We start from the raw sequence: 17,568 nt of genomic DNA on the forward strand, positions 1-17,568 counted from the left end.
GCTGTTGCATGAGCCCATCGTACCGCACGCCCGAGGAGGTCAATGCCCTCCATGAGCGCATCCGCTTCCTCGAGGAAGCACTGGAAGCCAACGCCTATGCGATGGATGTGCTCGCCTCGACCACGGCGATCTTCGGCGACACTGACCGTAACCGCAGTCCCGAACTGATCATCCAGAACACCGTCGAGTCCATCCGGCGCCTGCTGCCGACGCAGGACATGGCCGTGTACGTCCTGGACAACGACTGCTCGTTCAACCTGGACTATCAGGAACGCCCCGGGGAACTGGCGCCGGACCTGTCGGAGACTGTCGAGCAACTGATCCAGGACGGCCAGTTCTCCTGGGCGCTGCACCAGAACCATCCGGTCTGTCTGCCCTCCCCGGTCGAGGGCGAGAGTGTGATGCTGCACGTGATCTCGACGCGCACCCGGATTCGCGGGATGTTCGTCGCCCGCTTCCGGCAGGCGGAGCTGCAACGCTACGAGATGATCCTGTCGACACTGACCATGGTGCTGTTCAACACGGCCTATGCCCTGGAGAGTGCCGACCTGTTTCAGATGATGGACCGGCGCCAGAAGGCACTGCAGCGCATCACCGAGCGCCAGTCACGCGAGCTGCTGCACCACATGTCCCACGACTCGCTGACCAACCTGCCCAACCGCATGCTGTTCAGCGACCGGCTGTCGCAGGCGATGGAGCGCCACGCGGGTGCTGCGGCGGGTCATGTGGCCTTGATCCTGCTGGATCTGGACAACTTCAAGCGCACCAACGATTCGCTGGGTCACCGCGCCGGCGACGAGCTGATCCGCAAGGTCGCCCAGGACCTGTCCGCTCTGCTGGACCATGCCCGGGAACGCTCGGGACGTCACCTGCGAACCACCCTGTCTCGTCTTGGCGGCGACGAGTTCGGCATCCTCGTCGAGGACACCCATGGCCTGGAGGGCGTTGTCCGGCTGGTCACCGACGTCGTGCGCAAAACGGCGACCGAGCGGCAGATCTTCGATCAGCCCGTGGTCAGCAGTGTCTCCTGCGGGATTGCCGTCTACCCCTATGACGGCGAGGATGCGGACACCCTGCTTGGCAATGCCGATGCGGCGATGTACGAGGCCAAGCAGCGCGGTCGCAACGGGTTCCGGTTCTACACTCAGGACCTCAACGCCCGCACCTTCCGCCACTTTGAGCTGGAAAACGAACTGGGGCAGGCAATTGCCAATGATCAGCTAAGACTGCATTACCAGCCCAAGATCGACCTGGACAGCGGCCGAATCATCGGCGCGGAGGCGTTGATTCGCTGGCAGCACCCAACGCTGGGTCTGCTGCCCCCCAGCCATTTCATCGAACTGGCGGAGGACATGACCCTGATCGAGGAGATTGGGGAATGGGTGTTGCGCCAGGTCTGTCGGGACCTGCAGTCCCTGCGACTGGCCGAAGACGAACTGCCGCGTATCGCCATCAATGTCTCCGCGCGCCAACTGCGCCAGCCGGATCTTGCAGGGACCTTCCACCGCATTATCCGCGAGACTGGCATTCCGCCCCGCTGTATCGAGCTGGAGCTCACCGAGACCGCGATCATGGACGATCCCCAAGGGGCGGCGCGGGTCTTCCAGCGACTGCGTCACGCCGGCATGTCCCTGGCGGTCGACGATTTCGGAACCGGTCATGCGTCCCTCGTGCAGCTCAAGCAGATACCGGCCGACACCCTGAAGATCGACCGCTCCTTCGTGAAGGATCTTGACCAGGGCGAGGAACATTCGCAGATCGTCCGCGCGATCATCCTGATGGCCCATACCCTGGGGCTGGACGTGATTGCGGAGGGCGTGGAGACCGAACGCCAGGCGGAGATCCTGCAACAGCTGGATTGCCACACCGCCCAGGGATTCTATTTCTCGCACCCGGTGGCGTTCGACGCGCTGCGGGGCCTGCTCCGCGACCGGGTCCAGCTCCCAGCCGCGACCGCCTGACCCGGTTCGTCACCCCGAACCCATGGGCTCGGGCGGCCTCGGCCTAGTCCGTCTGGGGCTCGGTCAGGGTCGCCGGGTTCAGCAAGGCCTGCAGGCGTTCACGCGGGATGTCCGTATGTTCCGCCGCGACATCAACGATCGGCCGGCCACTGGCGTACGCCTCCTTGGCAATCCGGGCACCGGCCTCGTAGCCGATCTCTGCGTTCAGCGCCGTCACCAGGATCGGGTTGCGGTCCAGGGCCGCGCGCAACACGTCCTCGTTCACCGTAAAGCCGGCGATGGCCCGATCGGCAAGGTGTTCGGCCGCGCGCGCCAGCAGACCCATCTGGTTGAGCAGATTGTCGGCGATCAGCGGCAGGCCGACGTTGAGCTGGAAATTGCCCCCCTGTCCCGCGGCGGCGACCGCGGCGTCCAGGCCCACGACCTGCTGCGCGGCCATGATCACCGCCTCGGGGATCACCGGGTTGACCTTGCCCGGCATAATCGAACTGCCCGGTTGCAGGGCCGGCAGGGCGATCTCACCCAGTCCGGCCAGCGGGCCCGAATTCATCCAGCGCAGGTCGTTGGCGATCTTGATCAGGCTGGTGGCCGTGGTGCGCAGCTGGCCGGAGAGCTCCACCGCGGTGTCCTGGCTGGCCAGTGCCGCAAAGCCGTTGGGTTCGCGCTCGAAGGCGATCCCGGTGCGCTCCGCCAGGCGGTGGGTGACCCGGTCCCCGAACTGGGCCGGTGCATTGATGCCGGTGCCCACCGCCGTGCCGCCGATCGCCAGTCGGTTGACCCGCGCGCGCGTGTCGCGAAGGCGTTCGACGTCCAGTTCCAGTTGCCGGCGCCAGCCGGACAGCTCCTGACTCATCCGCACCGGCATCGCGTCCATCAGATGGGTGCGTCCGGTCTTCACGATTGCGGTCAGTTCGCCCTCGCGCCGGGCGATGGTCGCAATGAGATGACGCAAGGCCGGCATCAGCTGCTTTTCCATCTGAACGGAAGCAGCCACATGCAGGGCGGTGGGGATCACGTCATTGGAGCTTTGGGAACGGTTGACGTGATCGTTCGGGTGGACCGTCAAGGCATCACTCGAGGCCAGTCTTGCGATCACCTCGTTCATGTTCATGTTGCTGCTGGTCCCGGAACCGGTCTGATAGACATCCACCGGGAAGGCATCGGCATGCTCGCCGCTGGCGATGGTCTCGGCGGCCGCGACGATCGCCCCGACCACCTCGTCCGGGAGCTGGTCGAGCGCCTGGTTGGCCTCGGCGCAGGCCGCCTTGGTCTGCGCCAGGGCGCGAATGAAGGCCTGCGGCAGCGGCCGCCCGCTGATGTGGAAGTTGTCCACAGCGCGCTGGGTCTGGGCGCCCCACAGGGCTTGCTCCGGGACCTCCACCGTCCCGAGACTGTCCTGTTCCTGACGCATTGCGGGCTTCGACATGCCTTCCTCCTGGTTTGCGCGTGGCGCGATGCTGTATTGCAGTTGAGCACCTTAGTATACTGCGCCGCCTGTCCCGAACCCGACCCCGGAATCCCCATGTCCCTGAGCCCGTTGTCCGCGATCAGCCCCGTCGATGGCCGCTATGCCCGGCATACCCGCGACCTGGCCCCCTACTTCTCCGAACAAGGTCTGATGCAGGCCCGCGTGCGGGTGGAGATCGCCTGGCTCAAGGCCCTGGCCGCCGAGCCCGCGATCCCCGAGGTCCCGGCGCTGACCGATACGGCCGGCGCCTTCCTCGACGAGATCGCCTTCAGCTTCAACGAGACCGCGGGCGCCCGGGTCAAGGAGATCGAGGCGACCACAAACCACGACGTGAAGGCGATCGAGTACTACATCAAGGAGCAGATGGCGGATCGCTCCGACCTGCAGAGCCAGATCGAGTTTGTCCACTTTGCCTGCACCTCCGAGGACATCAACAACCTCGCCTATGGCGTGATGGTCCGCGAGGCGCGCGACATGGTGATGCTGCCGGCCCTGGACGCCGTGCTCGCACCGCTGCGCGAACTGTCCGGCCGCTTCGCCGAACAGCCCATGCTCGCGCGCACCCACGGCCAGCCCGCCTCCCCCACCACCATGGGCAAGGAACTGGCCAACGTGGTCGCGCGACTGGAGCGGCAGCGCGCCGAGATCGCCGGGGTGGCCTGCCTCGGCAAGATCAATGGCGCGGTGGGCAACTTCAACGCCCATTCCGTGGCCTACCCCGAGGTCGACTGGCCGTCCCTGTCGCGCCGGATGATCGAGAGTCTGGGCCTGGAACCGAACACCCATACGACCCAGATCGAGCCCCACGACTTCCTGGCGGAGTTGTTCCACGCGTTCATGCGCGCGAACACGATCCTTCTGGATGCGTCGCGCGACATCTGGGGCTACATCTCGCTGGGCTATTTCAAGCAGAAGGTGGTCGCCGGCGAAGTCGGCTCCTCGACCATGCCGCACAAGGTCAACCCGATCGACTTCGAGAACGCCGAGGGCAACCTGGGTCTGGCCAACGCCCTGTTCGACCACCTGGCGAGCAAGCTGCCCGTTTCGCGGTTCCAGCGCGACCTGACCGACTCCACCGTGCTGCGCAACATCGGCCTGGCATTCGCCTGGTCGCTGATCGCCTATAAGGCGTTCGGCCGCGGCCTCGGCAAGCTGGAGATCGAGCCGGGACGCCTGGCAGAGGACCTGGACCAGAACTGGGAGGTCCTCGGCGAGGCCGTGCAGACCGTGATGCGCCGCTACGGCATCGAGTCGCCCTACGAGAAGCTCAAGGAACTGACCCGGGGCCAGCGCATCACCCCCGAGGGCCTGGCGGCGTTCATCGACGGCCTCGACATCCCGGAAGAGGCCCGTGCCCGCCTGCGCGAGCTGACGCCAGGCAGCTACACCGGGATCGCCGACCGACTCGCGCGCGAACTCTGATCCCGCGCGCGGCATGGCGGCCCCGGACCCGAACCAACCGCTCGCGCTACTCGGCGGCCTGACGCCCGCCGAATTCCTGCGCGACTACTGGCAACAGCGCCCGCTACTGGTGCGCGACGCGATTGCGGGTTTCGAGAATCCGATCGAGCCCGATGACCTCGCCGGCCTGGCCACCGATCCGGACGCGGCCAGCCGTATCGTCAGCGGGCATGTCGACCGCCAGGACTGGGATGTTGAATACGGCCCCTTCGAAGCCGAGCGGCTGGGCCAGCTTCCCCAACGCGACTGGACCCTGCTGGTCACCGACGTGGAGCGCTTCTGGCCCGGTGGCCCGGATTTCCTCGCCCATTTCGATTTCATCCCGCGCTGGCGCCGGGACGACCTGATGATCTCCTATGCCCCGCCCGGCGGTTCCGTCGGGCCGCATGTGGATCAGTACGACGTCTTCCTGTTCCAGGCCGCAGGCCGGCGCCGCTGGCAGATCCAGGACCCTCCGGGATCGCTGGATTGCCATGATGATCTGCCACTGGCCATCCTGCGGGCGTTCGATCCCACCGAGACCTGGGAGCTGGGTCCCGGCGACCTGCTCTACCTGCCCCCCAACCTGCCGCATTACGGACTGTCGCTGGACGACCAGTGCATGACCTGGTCAGTGGGGTTTCGCGCCCCGACCATCCTCGATGTCCTGACCGGGTTTCTCGAGGAACGCGCCAACGTGATCGGCGACCAGGCGCGCTTCGAGGATCCGGGTCGGCACCCGTCCGCGCACGCGGCGGAGCTTCCCGCCGCGGATCGAGAGGAGCTGCGCGAGGCCCTGCGTGCCCTGCTGGCGGCGGAGGATCACGACCTGGACGCCTATCTGGGGCGTTTCCTGACCCGCCCCGCCGGCAACGTCGAGCTCGCCCCGGGGGACCCGGGGCTGGCGGCCACTGCCGGCCCGGCCGATCGCTTTGCGATCCACCCCGGCGTCCGGCGTGCGTGGTTCCAGGGCCCCGATGGCCCGATTCTGTGCATCGCCGGAAACGACTATCCCGCACAAGCCGTCGCGGCGGATGTTCTCGAGGCCTTCTGTAGCGCGGAGACGCTCAGCATCGCGGAATGGGAGGAGGCAATCCCCATGATCCGGCAGATCCTCGAGGATGGGCTCGAGGCCGGCTGGCTGGCACCGGACGACCCGGGCGAATAGCAACGCTGGAACGACTCCGGGCGCTCAGGCCGCCCGGGGGAGACAGGCCTGCGCGGCCCGCTCGATCAGTTCCGGCCCGGCATCTGCGTGATGGGCCCCCTCGGTCAGGATGCGCCGCCACTGGCGTGCGCCCGCCTCGCCGTGGAACAGGCCCAGGACATGCCGGGTCAGACGCGCCAGCGGCACGCCATCACGGCGCATCCCCTCCGCAATCCCCAGGATGCCCTCCAGGACCTCTTCGCGCGTCGGGTCGTCCGCGCCCTCGAAATACAGGCGGTCCACCACCGACAGGCTCCAGGGCTGGTGGTAGGCCAGCCGACCGAACATGACCCCGTCCACATGCTCCAGGTGCGCGCGCGCGGCGCCGACGTCGTCCAGTCCGCCGTTCAGGACAATCGTCAGGTCGGGGAACTCGGCCTTCAGCCGATAGACGCGTTGATAGTCCAGCGGGGGAACGTCGCGATTGTCCTTTGGACTGAGCCCCTGGAGCCAGGCCTTGCGCGCGTGCACCACAAAGTGGCGGCACCCGGCGGTGGCCACGCGTTCGACAAAGGCGTGCAGGTCGGCCTCCGAGTCCTGGTTGTCAATGCCGATGCGGTGCTTGACGGTGACGGGGACGTCAACGGACTGCTGCATGGCTGCGACGCACTCGGCCACCAGGCCCGGTTGTGCCATCAGGCAGGCCCCGAACGCGCCCGACTGCACACGGTCGGAGGGGCAACCCACGTTCAGGTTGATCTCGTCGTAGCCGCGATCCGCCGCGATGCGGGCGGCCTGCGCCAGCGTGGCCGGATCGGAGCCGCCCAGCTGCAGCGCGATCGGGTGTTCCACCGGGGAGAACCCCAGCAACCGGTCGCGATCCCCATGGATGACCGCGTTGGCATGCACCATCTCGGTGTACAACAATGCCCGTCGGGTCAGCAGCCGATGGAACCGGCGACACCAGGTGTCCGTCCAGTCCATCATCGGCGCAACCGAAAACCGCGGGTCGGGAGCGTGGCCCGCGTTACCCATTCACAGAATCTCCATGCCGCGCAGGCGGCGGCCAAAAATCAGAAAGGATTGCCATCATGTCGGAAAGCGAAGTGCCTGAAACCTTTCGCGATAGTGTCTCACACATGGTCGACCGGGCCATGGGCTACCTCGATCTTCCCGAGGGGGCCCGGGAGGCCGTCAAGACCTGCGACTCGGTCATTCAGGTGAGCTTTCCGATCCGCTTTCGCGACCGCATCGAGGTGTTCAAGGGCTGGCGCGCGGTGCATTCCGCCCATCGCTTGCCGGCCAAGGGCGGCCTGAGGTTTTCCCCGACCATGGACCAGGACCACGCCGAGGCCCTGGCGGCCCTGATGACCTACAAATGCGCCATCGTGGATATCCCCTTCGGAGGGTCCAAGGGCGGCCTGCGCATCGACCCGCAGAAGTACAACGAATGGGAGATGGAGCGCATTACCCGACGGTTTGCCCACGAACTGATTCAACGCGACTACATCAGCCCGGCCCAGAACGTCCCCGCGCCGGATGTGGGGACGTCCCAGCGCGAGATGGCCTGGATCATGGAGACCTATCGCGATCGCCACCCGGAGGACCTCGACCATGCCGCTTCGGTGACCGGCAAGCCGGTCGAGCTGGGCGGCATGGTCGGGCGCCTGGAGGCCACCGGTCGCGGTGTCCAGTACGCGTTGCAGGCCTTTTTCCGCGAAGGCTCGGCGGCCCGCGAGGCCGGGTTCGAGGGCGGCCTGGGTGACCAGCGCATCATCATCCAGGGCTTCGGCAACGTTGGCTATTACGCCGCGCGCTTCCTGCAGGAGGACGATCACGCGAAGATTGTCGGCGTCATCAAGAGCGATGGCGGGGTGTATTCCGAGGACGGGATCGATATCGAGGCCCTGCACGACTACGTGCGCCGCAGCGGCACCATGGAGGGTTTCGCGGGGGTCGAGTTCGTGCGCGATGGCAACCGCATCATGGAACGCGAATGCGACATCCTGATTCCGGCCGCCCTGGAAGGCGCCATCCATCGGGACAACGTCGACCAAATCCAGGCCCGGCTAATCGCCGAGGCCGCCAACGGTCCCTGCACCTGGGAGGCCGACCAGGCCCTGCGCGAACGCGGCGTCCCGATCCTGCCGGACGTGTATGTCAATGCCGGCGGCGTCATCGTGTCCTACTTCGAGTGGGTGCGGAATCTGTCCCACATGCGCTTCGGGCGCCTGGAGCGCCGCTACGACCAGGCCCAGGGCCAGCACATCGTCAGTGCCATCGAGATGATGACCAACGAGAGTGTCCCCGAATGGATTCGTGATGCCGTGGTGCGCGGGGCCGAGGAAATCGACCTGGTCCGCTCGGGCCTGGACGACGCCATGCGCGAGGCCTTCCGCGAGATGCACGAGGTCCGCGAGATGGAAAGCAATGGCGAGGTGCTTGACTACCGCACCGCCGCCTATCTGATCGCGCTGCGCAAGATCATTCGCGCCCGCAGCGACCTGAAACTGATCTGATGCCGCCGCGCCGCGCTGCGTCAGGGGCGGGAGTATCCCCCTTACCCCGGCTTCCGATAGCGCGATTCGAGCGCCGCAAACAGGGCCCGCAGGCCCATCGCCTCGCCGCCCTTGGGCCGCCCCGGGCGCGCGCGATCGTTAAAGGCCATGATGTCGAAATGCATCCAGGTCGTGCCCTCCGGGACAAACTCCTTGAGAAACAGACCGGCGGTAATGGCCCCGGCGTGGCCCCCGGTGGTGCTGTTCACGATGTCCGCCACGTCACTGTCCAGCATGTACCGATAAGGCGTGTGCAGCGGCAGTTGGCAGACCGGGTCATCCCATTCGCGCGCCGGCTCGACCAGTGCTCGCGCCCAGCCCTCGTCCTGGGTGAAGCAGGCGCTGATCTCGGTCCCCACGGCGACGCGCGCCGCCCCGGTGAGCGTCGCAAAGTCCACCAGCAGGTCCGGATGGAACGACCCCGCACGATCCAGCAGATCGGCCAGCACCAGGCGCCCCTCGGCGTCCGTGTTGTCGATCTCGATCCGCTTGCCGTTGCGTGCGGTCAGCACATCGCCCGGGCGGAAGGCCCCGGCCCCGATGGCGTTCTCCACGGCCCCGATCAGCACCGTCAGCCGCACCGGGAGTGCCTGCGCCATAATCAGGCGCGCCAGCCCCAGCACGATCGCCGCCCCGCCCATGTCCTTCTTCATCTGGCGCATGGAATTGCCGGGCTTCAGGTTCAGGCCACCGGAATCGAAGCACACGCCCTTGCCCACCAGCACCAGCGACGGCGCGTCGGGCGCCCCCCAGGTCAGTTCGATCACCCGGGCCCCATGGTCGCTGGCAGCCCCCACGGCGTGGATACAGGGGAAATCCTGCTCCAGCTTGTCGCTGTCGCTGACCAGATGCAGGCTGCTGCCGAATTCCTCGGCCAGCTCCCGTGCCTTCAACACCAGATTGGCCGGCATCATGTCGGCGGCCGGGGTGTTGATCAGGTCGCGGGTCAGCCCGATGGACTCCACAAACGCGAGGACCCGCGCCTGATCCGCGTCTTCCGGCCACACCAGCCGCGGCGACCGCGCCACCGGTTCGCGGTAACGCTCGAAGCGGTAACGTCCAAGACCCCAGCCAATGGCCGCCAGGTTCTGGATCTCGGGGTTCAGGGGGTCGGTTTCCAGACGGTAATCCCCCGTCCCGAGGGTCTCTGCCGCCGCGGCCACCATCCAGATCGGAGTTTCCGCATCGAAGCCGGCCAGCACCGCCGCCAGTCCGCCCTCGGCATCGGGGATGCGCAGGGTTGCGCCCGGCTCCGCCTCGAACCCGGAGGCTTCCACCCATTTGCGCCAGCTCTCCGGCGCACTCTCCAGGCGGACCGGCAGCGACTCGCGGCTGACCGGGATCAGGGGAACGGCGGTTTCGGACGACGCAACAAAAACAGAATCCACGCGGCTTTCCTCGAAAACGATTCAAAGCCTTCATAATACCTGCCTTGTCGACCCTTCGGGGTCGTGTTCCCCTAGCCTTACAGGATGTGACGATGACGCCAGCGCTGGAGATTCGCGGGCTCAAGAAGACCTACAAGAACGGATTCGAGGCCCTCAAGGGCATCGACCTCGAGGTGGCCCCGGGCAGCTTCTTCGCCCTGCTGGGGCCCAACGGGGCCGGCAAGTCGACGACCATCGGGATCATTACCTCGCTGATCAACAAGACCGCCGGCACGGTCAAGGTCTTCGGCCATGACGTGGATACCGACCTGCAGGCAGTGAAGCGCTCCATCGGGCTGGTCCCGCAGGAGTTCAACTTCAACAACTTCGAGCCGATTGGCGAGATCGTGGTCAATCAGGCCGGCTACTACGGCATCCCCCGGCGCGAGGCCTGGAAACGCTGCGAGCACTACCTGAAGGAGCTGGGGCTCTGGGAAAAGCGCAAGGACATGGCGCGCACGCTCTCCGGCGGCATGAAGCGCCGCCTGATGATCGCCCGCGCCCTGGTCCACGAACCGCGCCTGCTGATTCTCGACGAACCCACCGCCGGGGTCGACATCGAGCTGCGGCGTTCGATGTGGGACTTTCTGACCCGCATCAATACCGACGGGCGCAGCATCATCCTGACCACGCACTACCTGGAAGAGGCGGAGACGCTGTGCCGCAACATCGCGATCATCGATGATGGTGCGATCATCGAGAACACCACGATGAAGCAGCTGCTGGCCAAGCTCGAGACCGAGACCATGGTGCTGGATCTCAGCGAGCCGCCACCCGGCATCCCGCTGGATTCCCCGATTGCCCTGCGCCAGGTGGACGAGATGACGCTGGAGGCCGATATCCGCAGCGGCCAGCACCTGAACGACCTGTTCCGGGTGCTGGACCAGGCCGGCATTCGCGTCCAGAGCATGCGCAACAAGGCCAATCGGCTGGAGGAACTCTTCATCCGCATGACCCGCCCCGGCCAGAGCCCCAGCCATCTGACCCCCGGCGCCAGCGGGACCACCGAGCAGCCGGAGAATCAGGCATGAGCGACTCCCATCTGCGCGATTACTGGACCGCCTTCCGGACTATCGTCAGCAAGGAAGTGCTGCGCTTTGCCCGGATCTGGGTGCAGACGGTCCTGCCCCCGGTTATTACCACGGCGCTGTACTTCATCATCTTCGGGGGGTTGATCGGCGAGCGCATCGGAGAGATGGAAGGCTACCGTTACATGGACTTCATCGTCCCGGGCCTGATCATGCTGGCGGTGATCACCAACAGCTATGCCAATGTGGTGTCGTCGTTCTTCGGCTCCAAGTTCCAGCGCCACATCGAGGAACTGCTGGTCTCGCCCATCCCCAACAGCGTGATCATTCTCGGGTTCGTCTTTGGCGGCGTGGCGCGGGGCCTGGCGGTCGGCGTGGCCGTACTGCTGGTCTCGCTGTTCTTCAGCCCGCTCAGCATCCACAACCCCGGCGTAATGCTGATCATCGTGCTGATGACGTCCATCCTGTTTGCCCTCGCCGGGCTGATCAACGGTGTCTTCGCGCGTACCTTCGACGACATCGCCATCGTCCCGACCTTCATCCTGACGCCGCTGACCTATCTGGGCGGGGTGTTCTACTCGATCAGCCTGTTGCCGGAGTTCTGGCAGGGCGTGTCCATGCTGAACCCGATCCTCTACATGGTCGACGCCTTCCGTTACGGCAGCCTGGGCCATAGTGACTTCCCGATCGCCATGTCCTTCGCCATCATTGCCGGGTTCATTGCAGTCATGTACGGGGTTGCGTTGGTCCTGCTCAATCGGGGCGTGGGGATTCGATCCTGAGACGCGCAGGCCGCGAAACTCCGGGAGACCGCCTTCCGACGCTGTTTATTGCCCGAAAAAACGTGGTATAAAGCGGAAACTCTGCAGGGCAACAGCCATATGGGTAACAACAGAAAGACTTTGCATTTCTTTCTGGCGGGGACCGCCGGACTCACCATTCTGGTGGGCACCAGCCTGCTTCTTGCCTCCCAGCCCTCCGAGACGTCCCAACCGCTGCAAATCGGCGCCGGCAATCCGCTCCCCGCATCCCAGCTCGCGCTCGCCCGTGCGGACCATCCGGCTGGCGGCGCGTCGATACGGACGGCGCATAGTGCCGCATTCGAGGGTGGCGCCCAGACCGTGGCTTTTGCCTCCGACCTGCCGGGCGAGCCCGCCCCGGATTACGACGACGCCACAATCGACCCGGACGCCGAGGCCCCCACTTCCTACGAGACCTTCGATCTCGACGGCGACTCCGATGTCGCCGCTGACGCCGCAGCCACGGACACCGACTGGTACACCCACACCCTGCAGAAAGGTGAGCGTCTGACGGGCCTCTGGGAACGCGAATGGGAACTCCCGCTGGCGACCCTCTACCGCCTGCTGGACGACGACGACAACGCCTCGATCCTGAACCGTGTGCGCCCCGGCCAGGAGATCGAATGGCAGGTCGACGACGAGGGCTACCTGACTCGCCTGCGCCTGTGGACCGACCGGGCCAGCGGGCATGAGTGGGTCCGCGAGGCCGATGGCTGGGAGTTCGAACTCGGCGAAGTCGAGAACGGCCGCGAGGTCAGCCACCTGATCATTACGGCCGAGATTGATGGCAACATCGCCAACGCCTTGACCGAACGCGCGGATATCTCCGCGCGTTCGGCCAACGCCCTGGCCGTGCTGCTGGACCGCTACCTGCCGGTGCGCACCCACGCCCGTACCGGCGACCAGTTCACCCTGCTGGTAGAGCAGGAAACCCTGGTAGGCGACGACACCCCGCTCAACCTGCGTCTGCTGGCATTCGACTACGAAGGCGAGCGCATCGAGATCCGTGCGGCGCGCAACGTCAACGGGCGCTTCTACACCCCGGATGGCGAAAGCCTGCTGCCCCCATTCGATCGCCGCCCGTTCTCCGGCAACTATCGCATCAGCTCCAGCTTCAACCCGAACCGTCGTCACCCGGTGACCGGGCGCGTGGCCCCGCACCAGGGGACAGACTTCGCCATGCCAATCGGAACTCCGATCCAGGCACCCGCCGACGGTCGCGTAACCCGCGTCGAGAACCACCCGTATGCCGGTCGCTTCATCGTGATCGAGCACGGTCAAGGCTACTCCACCCGCTACCTGCATCTGGACCGCCAGCTGGTGCGCCCGGGTCAGACCGTCGAGCGGGGCGACCGCATCGCATTGTCCGGCAATACCGGTCGCAGTACCGGGCCGCATCTTCACTACGAGATCCACGTGAACAGCCGCCCCCAGAACCCGATGCGCGTGGAACTGCCGGAAAGCGACGCCCTGGAAGGCGACGAGCTCGACCGCTTCAAGTCCATCAGCCAGACCCTGCTGGCCCAGCTGGATAACGGACAACGCAATCAGCAGGTGGCGTTCACCCCGTTCGAAGAATTGGCCCGCTAACCTCCCATTACGGCCCGTCTCGCGCAATCGCGCCTGGCGGGCTGTGACGGTCCGGTCCTTGGCGACACCCTTGCTCCCCCCCCCCTTGCTCGACTGGGCACGCCTCGAATGGCGTGACGGACAGCCTTTCGCCGCCGACTACGGGGACGGCTACTTCGGCTCCAGCGATCCGCATGCCGAGGTCCGCGAGGTCTTCATCGAGGCCAACGACCTCGCCCGGCGCTTCCGCCAGTGTCAGCGCTTCGTGCTTGCCGAGACCGGCTTCGGGAGCGGCCTCAACCTCTTGCTGGCGCTGCAGGAGTGGCGACGTCACGCGCCCCCCGGCGCCTTCCTGTCTCTGTTGAGCCTCGAGGCCCACCCGCTCGCACCCGCCGACCTTGCGGCCCTGCACCAACGCCTGGGCCTCGACAATGCCGACGCCCGCCAGCTACGGACCCAGTATCCACCACCGGTTCCCGGACTCCACCGAATCCAGTTCCCCGAGGCCAGGGCCGCGTTGACCCTGGGCCTGGGTGACGCCGCTCCACTTCTTGCACAGATCCGCGGCACCGTGGACGCCTGGTTCTTTGACGGGTTCGCGCCGCGCAGCAATCCCGCCCTGTGGAACACCGGGGTGTTCCGGCAAGTGGCGCGGCTTTCCGCGCCGGGTACTACATTCGGCACCTACACCGCAGCCGGTCAGGTTCGACGCGACTTGGAGAGCACGGGGTTCGAGGTACGCCGGGTGCCCGGTCATGGCCCGAAACGCGAGCGTCTCGTGGGGACCCTTCGGGACACCCAGTCGCCCGCGAAGTCACCGCCCCGCGACGTACCGCAACGTGTCGCCATCGTGGGGGCCGGGATTGCCGGGCTCAGCGCCGCCCATGCCCTGCAGGCGCGAGGAGTGGAGGTCACGGTCTTCGACCCGAACGGTGTTGGCGGTGGCGCCTCCGGCAACCCGGCCGCCGTCCTGCTACCGAACCTGCACCCCCGGGACGGGGAGCTGAATACCCTGGCACTCGCGGGGATGCGCCGTACCGGTTTCCTTGCCGGCCAGCTCGACCCGACCGGCGCATACGGTATCCGGCTGGCAACGGGCGTGGCCTTCCATGGCATCAGCGCCCACGGACGCAAGCGCGTGGAACGTCTGCTGAAAGCGGGTCCCGAACATGCGGCCCTGCTGTTCGACCCTGGCGGGCCGGGTTGCACCGCGGACCCTCACATCTACTACCCGGACGGTCTGGCGATCGACATGCGGGCCCTTTGCGAGGCTGTGGCCCACGACCTGCCGCCCCTGCGCATGGAATCGGTACAGGCGCTGGAGCCGTCGTCCAACGCCGGTCCCGTGCAGGTTGAGAGCGACGCTGGGTCTGAAGCCTTCGACGCGGTCGTGGTGGCGACGGCCGCCGGCGATGGCACCACCTTGTGCCCGGAACAGGCGGGTATCTCCACGGTAACCGGTCAGATGACCCGGGTCCGTGCGGCCTTCCCCGATTGGGGTGGCTTTGTGACAACAGGTCAGGGCTACTGCATCCGGGGAGACAACGGCACCGCCTGGATTGGCGCGACCTATCGCCGCACGGAGGGCCCCGGGGCCGAAAATGAACACTCCCCGCAGGCCGAGGATGATCAGACCAATCTGCGGCATCTTGCCTGGGTTCCAGGGCTACAGGATGCCCAGGCAGTCGAGATCCTCGCGCAATGGACCGGGGAACGCGCCGTGGTCCGCGATCGCCTGCCGCTGGTCGGGCGCAGCCGGCTGGATCCCGGTGGCCGGGTGCTGTTGAGCCTGGCGCATGGCTCGCGCGGTCTGCTCTATGCCCCGCTGGCCGGCGAATGGCTGGCCGATCACCTGCTGGGTCTGATCGAGCCCCTCGAGGCGCAAACCGCGGCACGGTTCGCCCCGGCGCGTCACTCCGTGCCGGATTCCGGCGCCGCCTCCGACGCGTAGGACACGTCGTTGCGTCCGGCGGCCTTGACACGGTACATCGCGTGGTCCGCGGCCATCATCAGGTCCGCCAGGCGCTGACCATCTCGGGGATAGAAGGCGACCCCGATACTGCACGAGAGGCTCTCCTCCACCGGTTCCATGTGGCCGGGGTGCAACTCGAACGGCTGGCGGAAAGCCGCCTGCAACCGTTCAATCAGCCTCCCGGCCTCCTCGCGTCGATTCAACGGCGCACTCAGCACGATGAACTCGTCCCCGCCCAGGCGTACCAGCAGGTCATCCGAACGCAGACTGGCCGCAAGCCGTTGCGCCAGCTGGCGCAGGAGTTCGTCCCCTACGGCGTGGCCGTACCGATCATTCACCGGCTTGAAACGGTCCAGGTCAATGAACAGCAGCGCCAGTTGTCCCTCCTTGCGATCCGCTCGCGCCGCAAGCCGCGGAAATGCCCGATCCAGCGCCGCACGATTCGCGGTTCTGGTCAACGGGTCCTCCCAGGCCAGGGCCTGCATGCGTTCTTCCAGCTGCTTGCGCTCGGTTACGTCCAGGGCGTGCCACACCACGGCCGAAGAGCCTTCGAACGGTGCGTCAATCGGGCGTACCCGCGCCTCGTACCAGCGGCTTTCCTCCGGTGATGGACGCGTCTCGCCTCCGTGGAACACGTTCGCCTGGAGGCGGTACTGAATCTCCTGCAATTCACCTTCGCGCAAGGCCCGGCGCACGACGCCGGAAAAGCGCTGCGCGACCTCATCCGGCAGCAGTTCCGCCAGTGTGTGGCCGGCGGCCGTGTGCTGGGGTGCCTGGCCACGCCGCGCTTCGCCAAAGACCGCGCGAACCAGGCCGGTGTCGTCGATCACCAGGGCATCGCCGGGCATGGCCTCGAACAGCGCGTCCTGAAGATCACGAGCCTCGCTCAACGCGTTGAACAGCATTCGGTTGTCGTGTACATCCACAAAGCTCAACAGGAAGGCCCGCTGCCCTTCCCAGTCAATCGGCACCCAGCGCAGCAAATGAAACCGCTGAGCTCCGTCCGCCGTGTGGACGCGGATCTCGCGCCCGCGCGGATCCTCCAATGCCATGGAAAAGTCGAGCTCCGGGGGAAGGCGCCGGCGATCGTCGGCCTGAATCACCCCCAGCGCCGACAGGGTCTGGCCAGGATCCGGCGACAGGCCGGTCATGCGGGTAAAGGCCGGGTTGGCCCAAAGTACGTGGCGCCCGGCGACCACCAGAGTGGCGTCCGCAAGACGATTCACAAGTCCCTGATAGCGTGTGAGGGCCTCCCGCCGCTGACGGATGCCCTCCCCCACGCGGAACGTATAGCCACTGACCGCCAGCAGCCCGACCATGCCCATCACCCACCAGGCGGCCGGGCGCTCCGTGGCCGATGGGTTGGGGACGGGGTGTGCAAGCATCTGCCACTGGCCCCCGGCGAACGTCACGTCGAGCGCGAGCGGCGCGCTGGCCACGTCGATCTGTTCGGGGTTGTAGAAGACCTCACCGTCGGCGCCGGTCCCGTCGAGGCCACGCAGTGCCAGTTGCAGGTCGGGAGGGCGCGGTGCCAGACCCGCCTCGCTGAGGACCGTGTCAAAATCCAGCGCAATACTCGACAGTGTCCACGGATTGACGAGTTCCGGGGAATCTTCCGGATCAGTCAGGACTGGCGCGCGCACCAGAAGGCCCCGCCCGCCCTGTGCCAACGTCCAGGGCCCCGCGACAACGGTTTGCCGCCTCTCCAGCACTTCTCGATAAGAAGCACCCTGCTCCGGATGTTCCGCCAGGTTAAGGCCGATCGCGCCCTCATTGCCGTCGCGCGGGTAGACCAGCGCAAGGGTCTCGCCGCGCGCCAGCGTCAGAGAGCGAATCAGATCCGGCTGGCTGCGATAAAGACGGTCCGCTGCACGATCGAAGTCGTCCTCGGTCAGGTCCGGGTGGACATAGGCATAAGCGGCAAGGCCGATCGTCGCATGGACCGAGCCATTCAGCACGCTTTCCAGTCGGGTCCGAACACTGCTTGCCTCCGAGACCACCGCTTGCTGATAGCGGTCGGCCATCTGCTGTTTCCAGGCCTGGTCGATGGCTACGAAAAGCAGGGCAAACAGCACCCCGGCAATCAGTGCCGCCACCACAGGGCCGCTGATATGCGGCTCGGTGGTGCGGGCGTCGGTCGGCTGGGCCGCTGGCCGCGCTTCGGATCCTTGGGTTGTGTCCGTGGACTGGGGCATGCC

At 66.4% G+C, this 17,568-nt stretch carries 12 protein-coding genes; 8 read left to right on the forward strand and 4 right to left on the reverse strand.

The genetic code is table 11. The annotated features are described in order from the left end of the window. Window positions 1-8 precede the first annotated feature (8 nt). Entirely contained in the window at window positions 9-1,961 is a 1,953-nt protein-coding gene (locus F622_RS0103060; protein WP_018169791.1) for a bifunctional diguanylate cyclase/phosphodiesterase, read from the forward strand. Window positions 1,962-2,004: 43 nt separating this feature from the next. On the opposite strand, the gene F622_RS0103065 is transcribed toward F622_RS0103060, so the two are convergent. Next, complete coding sequence (locus F622_RS0103065) at window positions 2,005-3,387, reverse strand: lyase family protein (RefSeq protein WP_019571293.1); 1,383 nt, start codon at window positions 3,385-3,387, stop codon at window positions 2,005-2,007. A 96-nt stretch (window positions 3,388-3,483) separates the two neighbouring features. Between F622_RS0103065 and purB the strand changes: the two genes are divergently transcribed. Both purB and F622_RS0103075 read left to right on the forward strand, forming a co-directional pair. Then, window positions 3,484-4,851: an adenylosuccinate lyase gene (gene purB, locus F622_RS0103070; protein WP_018169793.1), complete on the forward strand. Its 1,368-nt coding sequence runs from the start codon at window positions 3,484-3,486 to the stop codon at window positions 4,849-4,851. A gap of 13 nt (window positions 4,852-4,864) precedes the next feature. Then, window positions 4,865-6,037, forward strand: coding sequence for a cupin domain-containing protein (locus F622_RS0103075; protein ID WP_018169794.1), 1,173 nt, complete (start codon window positions 4,865-4,867; stop codon window positions 6,035-6,037). A 24-nt stretch (window positions 6,038-6,061) separates the two neighbouring features. Here F622_RS0103075 and dusA read toward each other — a convergent pair whose 3' ends face one another. Next, the gene (gene dusA, locus F622_RS0103080) at window positions 6,062-7,051 is read right to left on the reverse strand and encodes a tRNA dihydrouridine(20/20a) synthase DusA (protein WP_018169795.1); all 990 of its coding nucleotides are present in this window, start codon (window positions 7,049-7,051) and stop codon (window positions 6,062-6,064) included. Between the two features lie 56 nt (window positions 7,052-7,107). Here dusA and F622_RS0103085 point away from each other — a divergent pair, with 56 nt between their 5' ends. After that, window positions 7,108-8,535 (forward strand): Glu/Leu/Phe/Val dehydrogenase, encoded by a 1,428-nt coding sequence (locus tag F622_RS0103085; protein WP_018169796.1) that lies wholly within the window; start codon window positions 7,108-7,110, stop codon window positions 8,533-8,535. Window positions 8,536-8,576: 41 nt separating this feature from the next. On the opposite strand, the gene F622_RS0103090 is transcribed toward F622_RS0103085, so the two are convergent. Then, window positions 8,577-9,962: a M17 family metallopeptidase gene (locus F622_RS0103090; protein WP_018169797.1), complete on the reverse strand. Its 1,386-nt coding sequence runs from the start codon at window positions 9,960-9,962 to the stop codon at window positions 8,577-8,579. Window positions 9,963-10,054: 92 nt separating this feature from the next. Here F622_RS0103090 and F622_RS0103095 point away from each other — a divergent pair, with 92 nt between their 5' ends. From F622_RS0103095 to mnmD, 4 genes are all read left to right on the forward strand, one after another. Beyond that, window positions 10,055-11,032, forward strand: coding sequence for an ABC transporter ATP-binding protein (locus F622_RS0103095; protein WP_018169798.1), 978 nt, complete (start codon window positions 10,055-10,057; stop codon window positions 11,030-11,032). Continuing rightward, entirely contained in the window at window positions 11,029-11,811 is a 783-nt protein-coding gene (locus F622_RS0103100) for an ABC transporter permease (RefSeq protein WP_018169799.1), read from the forward strand. Before F622_RS0103095 ends, F622_RS0103100 begins: the two co-directional genes overlap by 4 nt. A gap of 99 nt (window positions 11,812-11,910) precedes the next feature. After that, a complete protein-coding gene (locus F622_RS0103105; protein WP_038096064.1) occupies window positions 11,911-13,419 on the forward strand; it encodes a peptidoglycan DD-metalloendopeptidase family protein in 1,509 nt (502 codons plus the stop codon). An 85-nt stretch (window positions 13,420-13,504) separates the two neighbouring features. After that, a complete protein-coding gene (gene mnmD, locus F622_RS0103110) occupies window positions 13,505-15,349 on the forward strand; it encodes a tRNA (5-methylaminomethyl-2-thiouridine)(34)-methyltransferase MnmD (protein WP_019571295.1) in 1,845 nt (614 codons plus the stop codon). Here the strand turns inward: mnmD and F622_RS0103115 are convergent. Continuing rightward, window positions 15,310-17,565, reverse strand: coding sequence for a diguanylate cyclase domain-containing protein (locus F622_RS0103115; protein ID WP_026331525.1), 2,256 nt, complete (start codon window positions 17,563-17,565; stop codon window positions 15,310-15,312). The two genes, mnmD and F622_RS0103115, sit on opposite strands and share 40 nt — an antisense overlap. Between the last annotated feature and the right edge of the window lie 3 nt (window positions 17,566-17,568).

Origin of the sequence: Thioalkalivibrio sp. ALMg3 (genome assembly GCF_000381225.1) — a bacterium.
Classification (GTDB): domain Bacteria; phylum Pseudomonadota; class Gammaproteobacteria; order Ectothiorhodospirales; family Ectothiorhodospiraceae; genus Thioalkalivibrio; species Thioalkalivibrio versutus.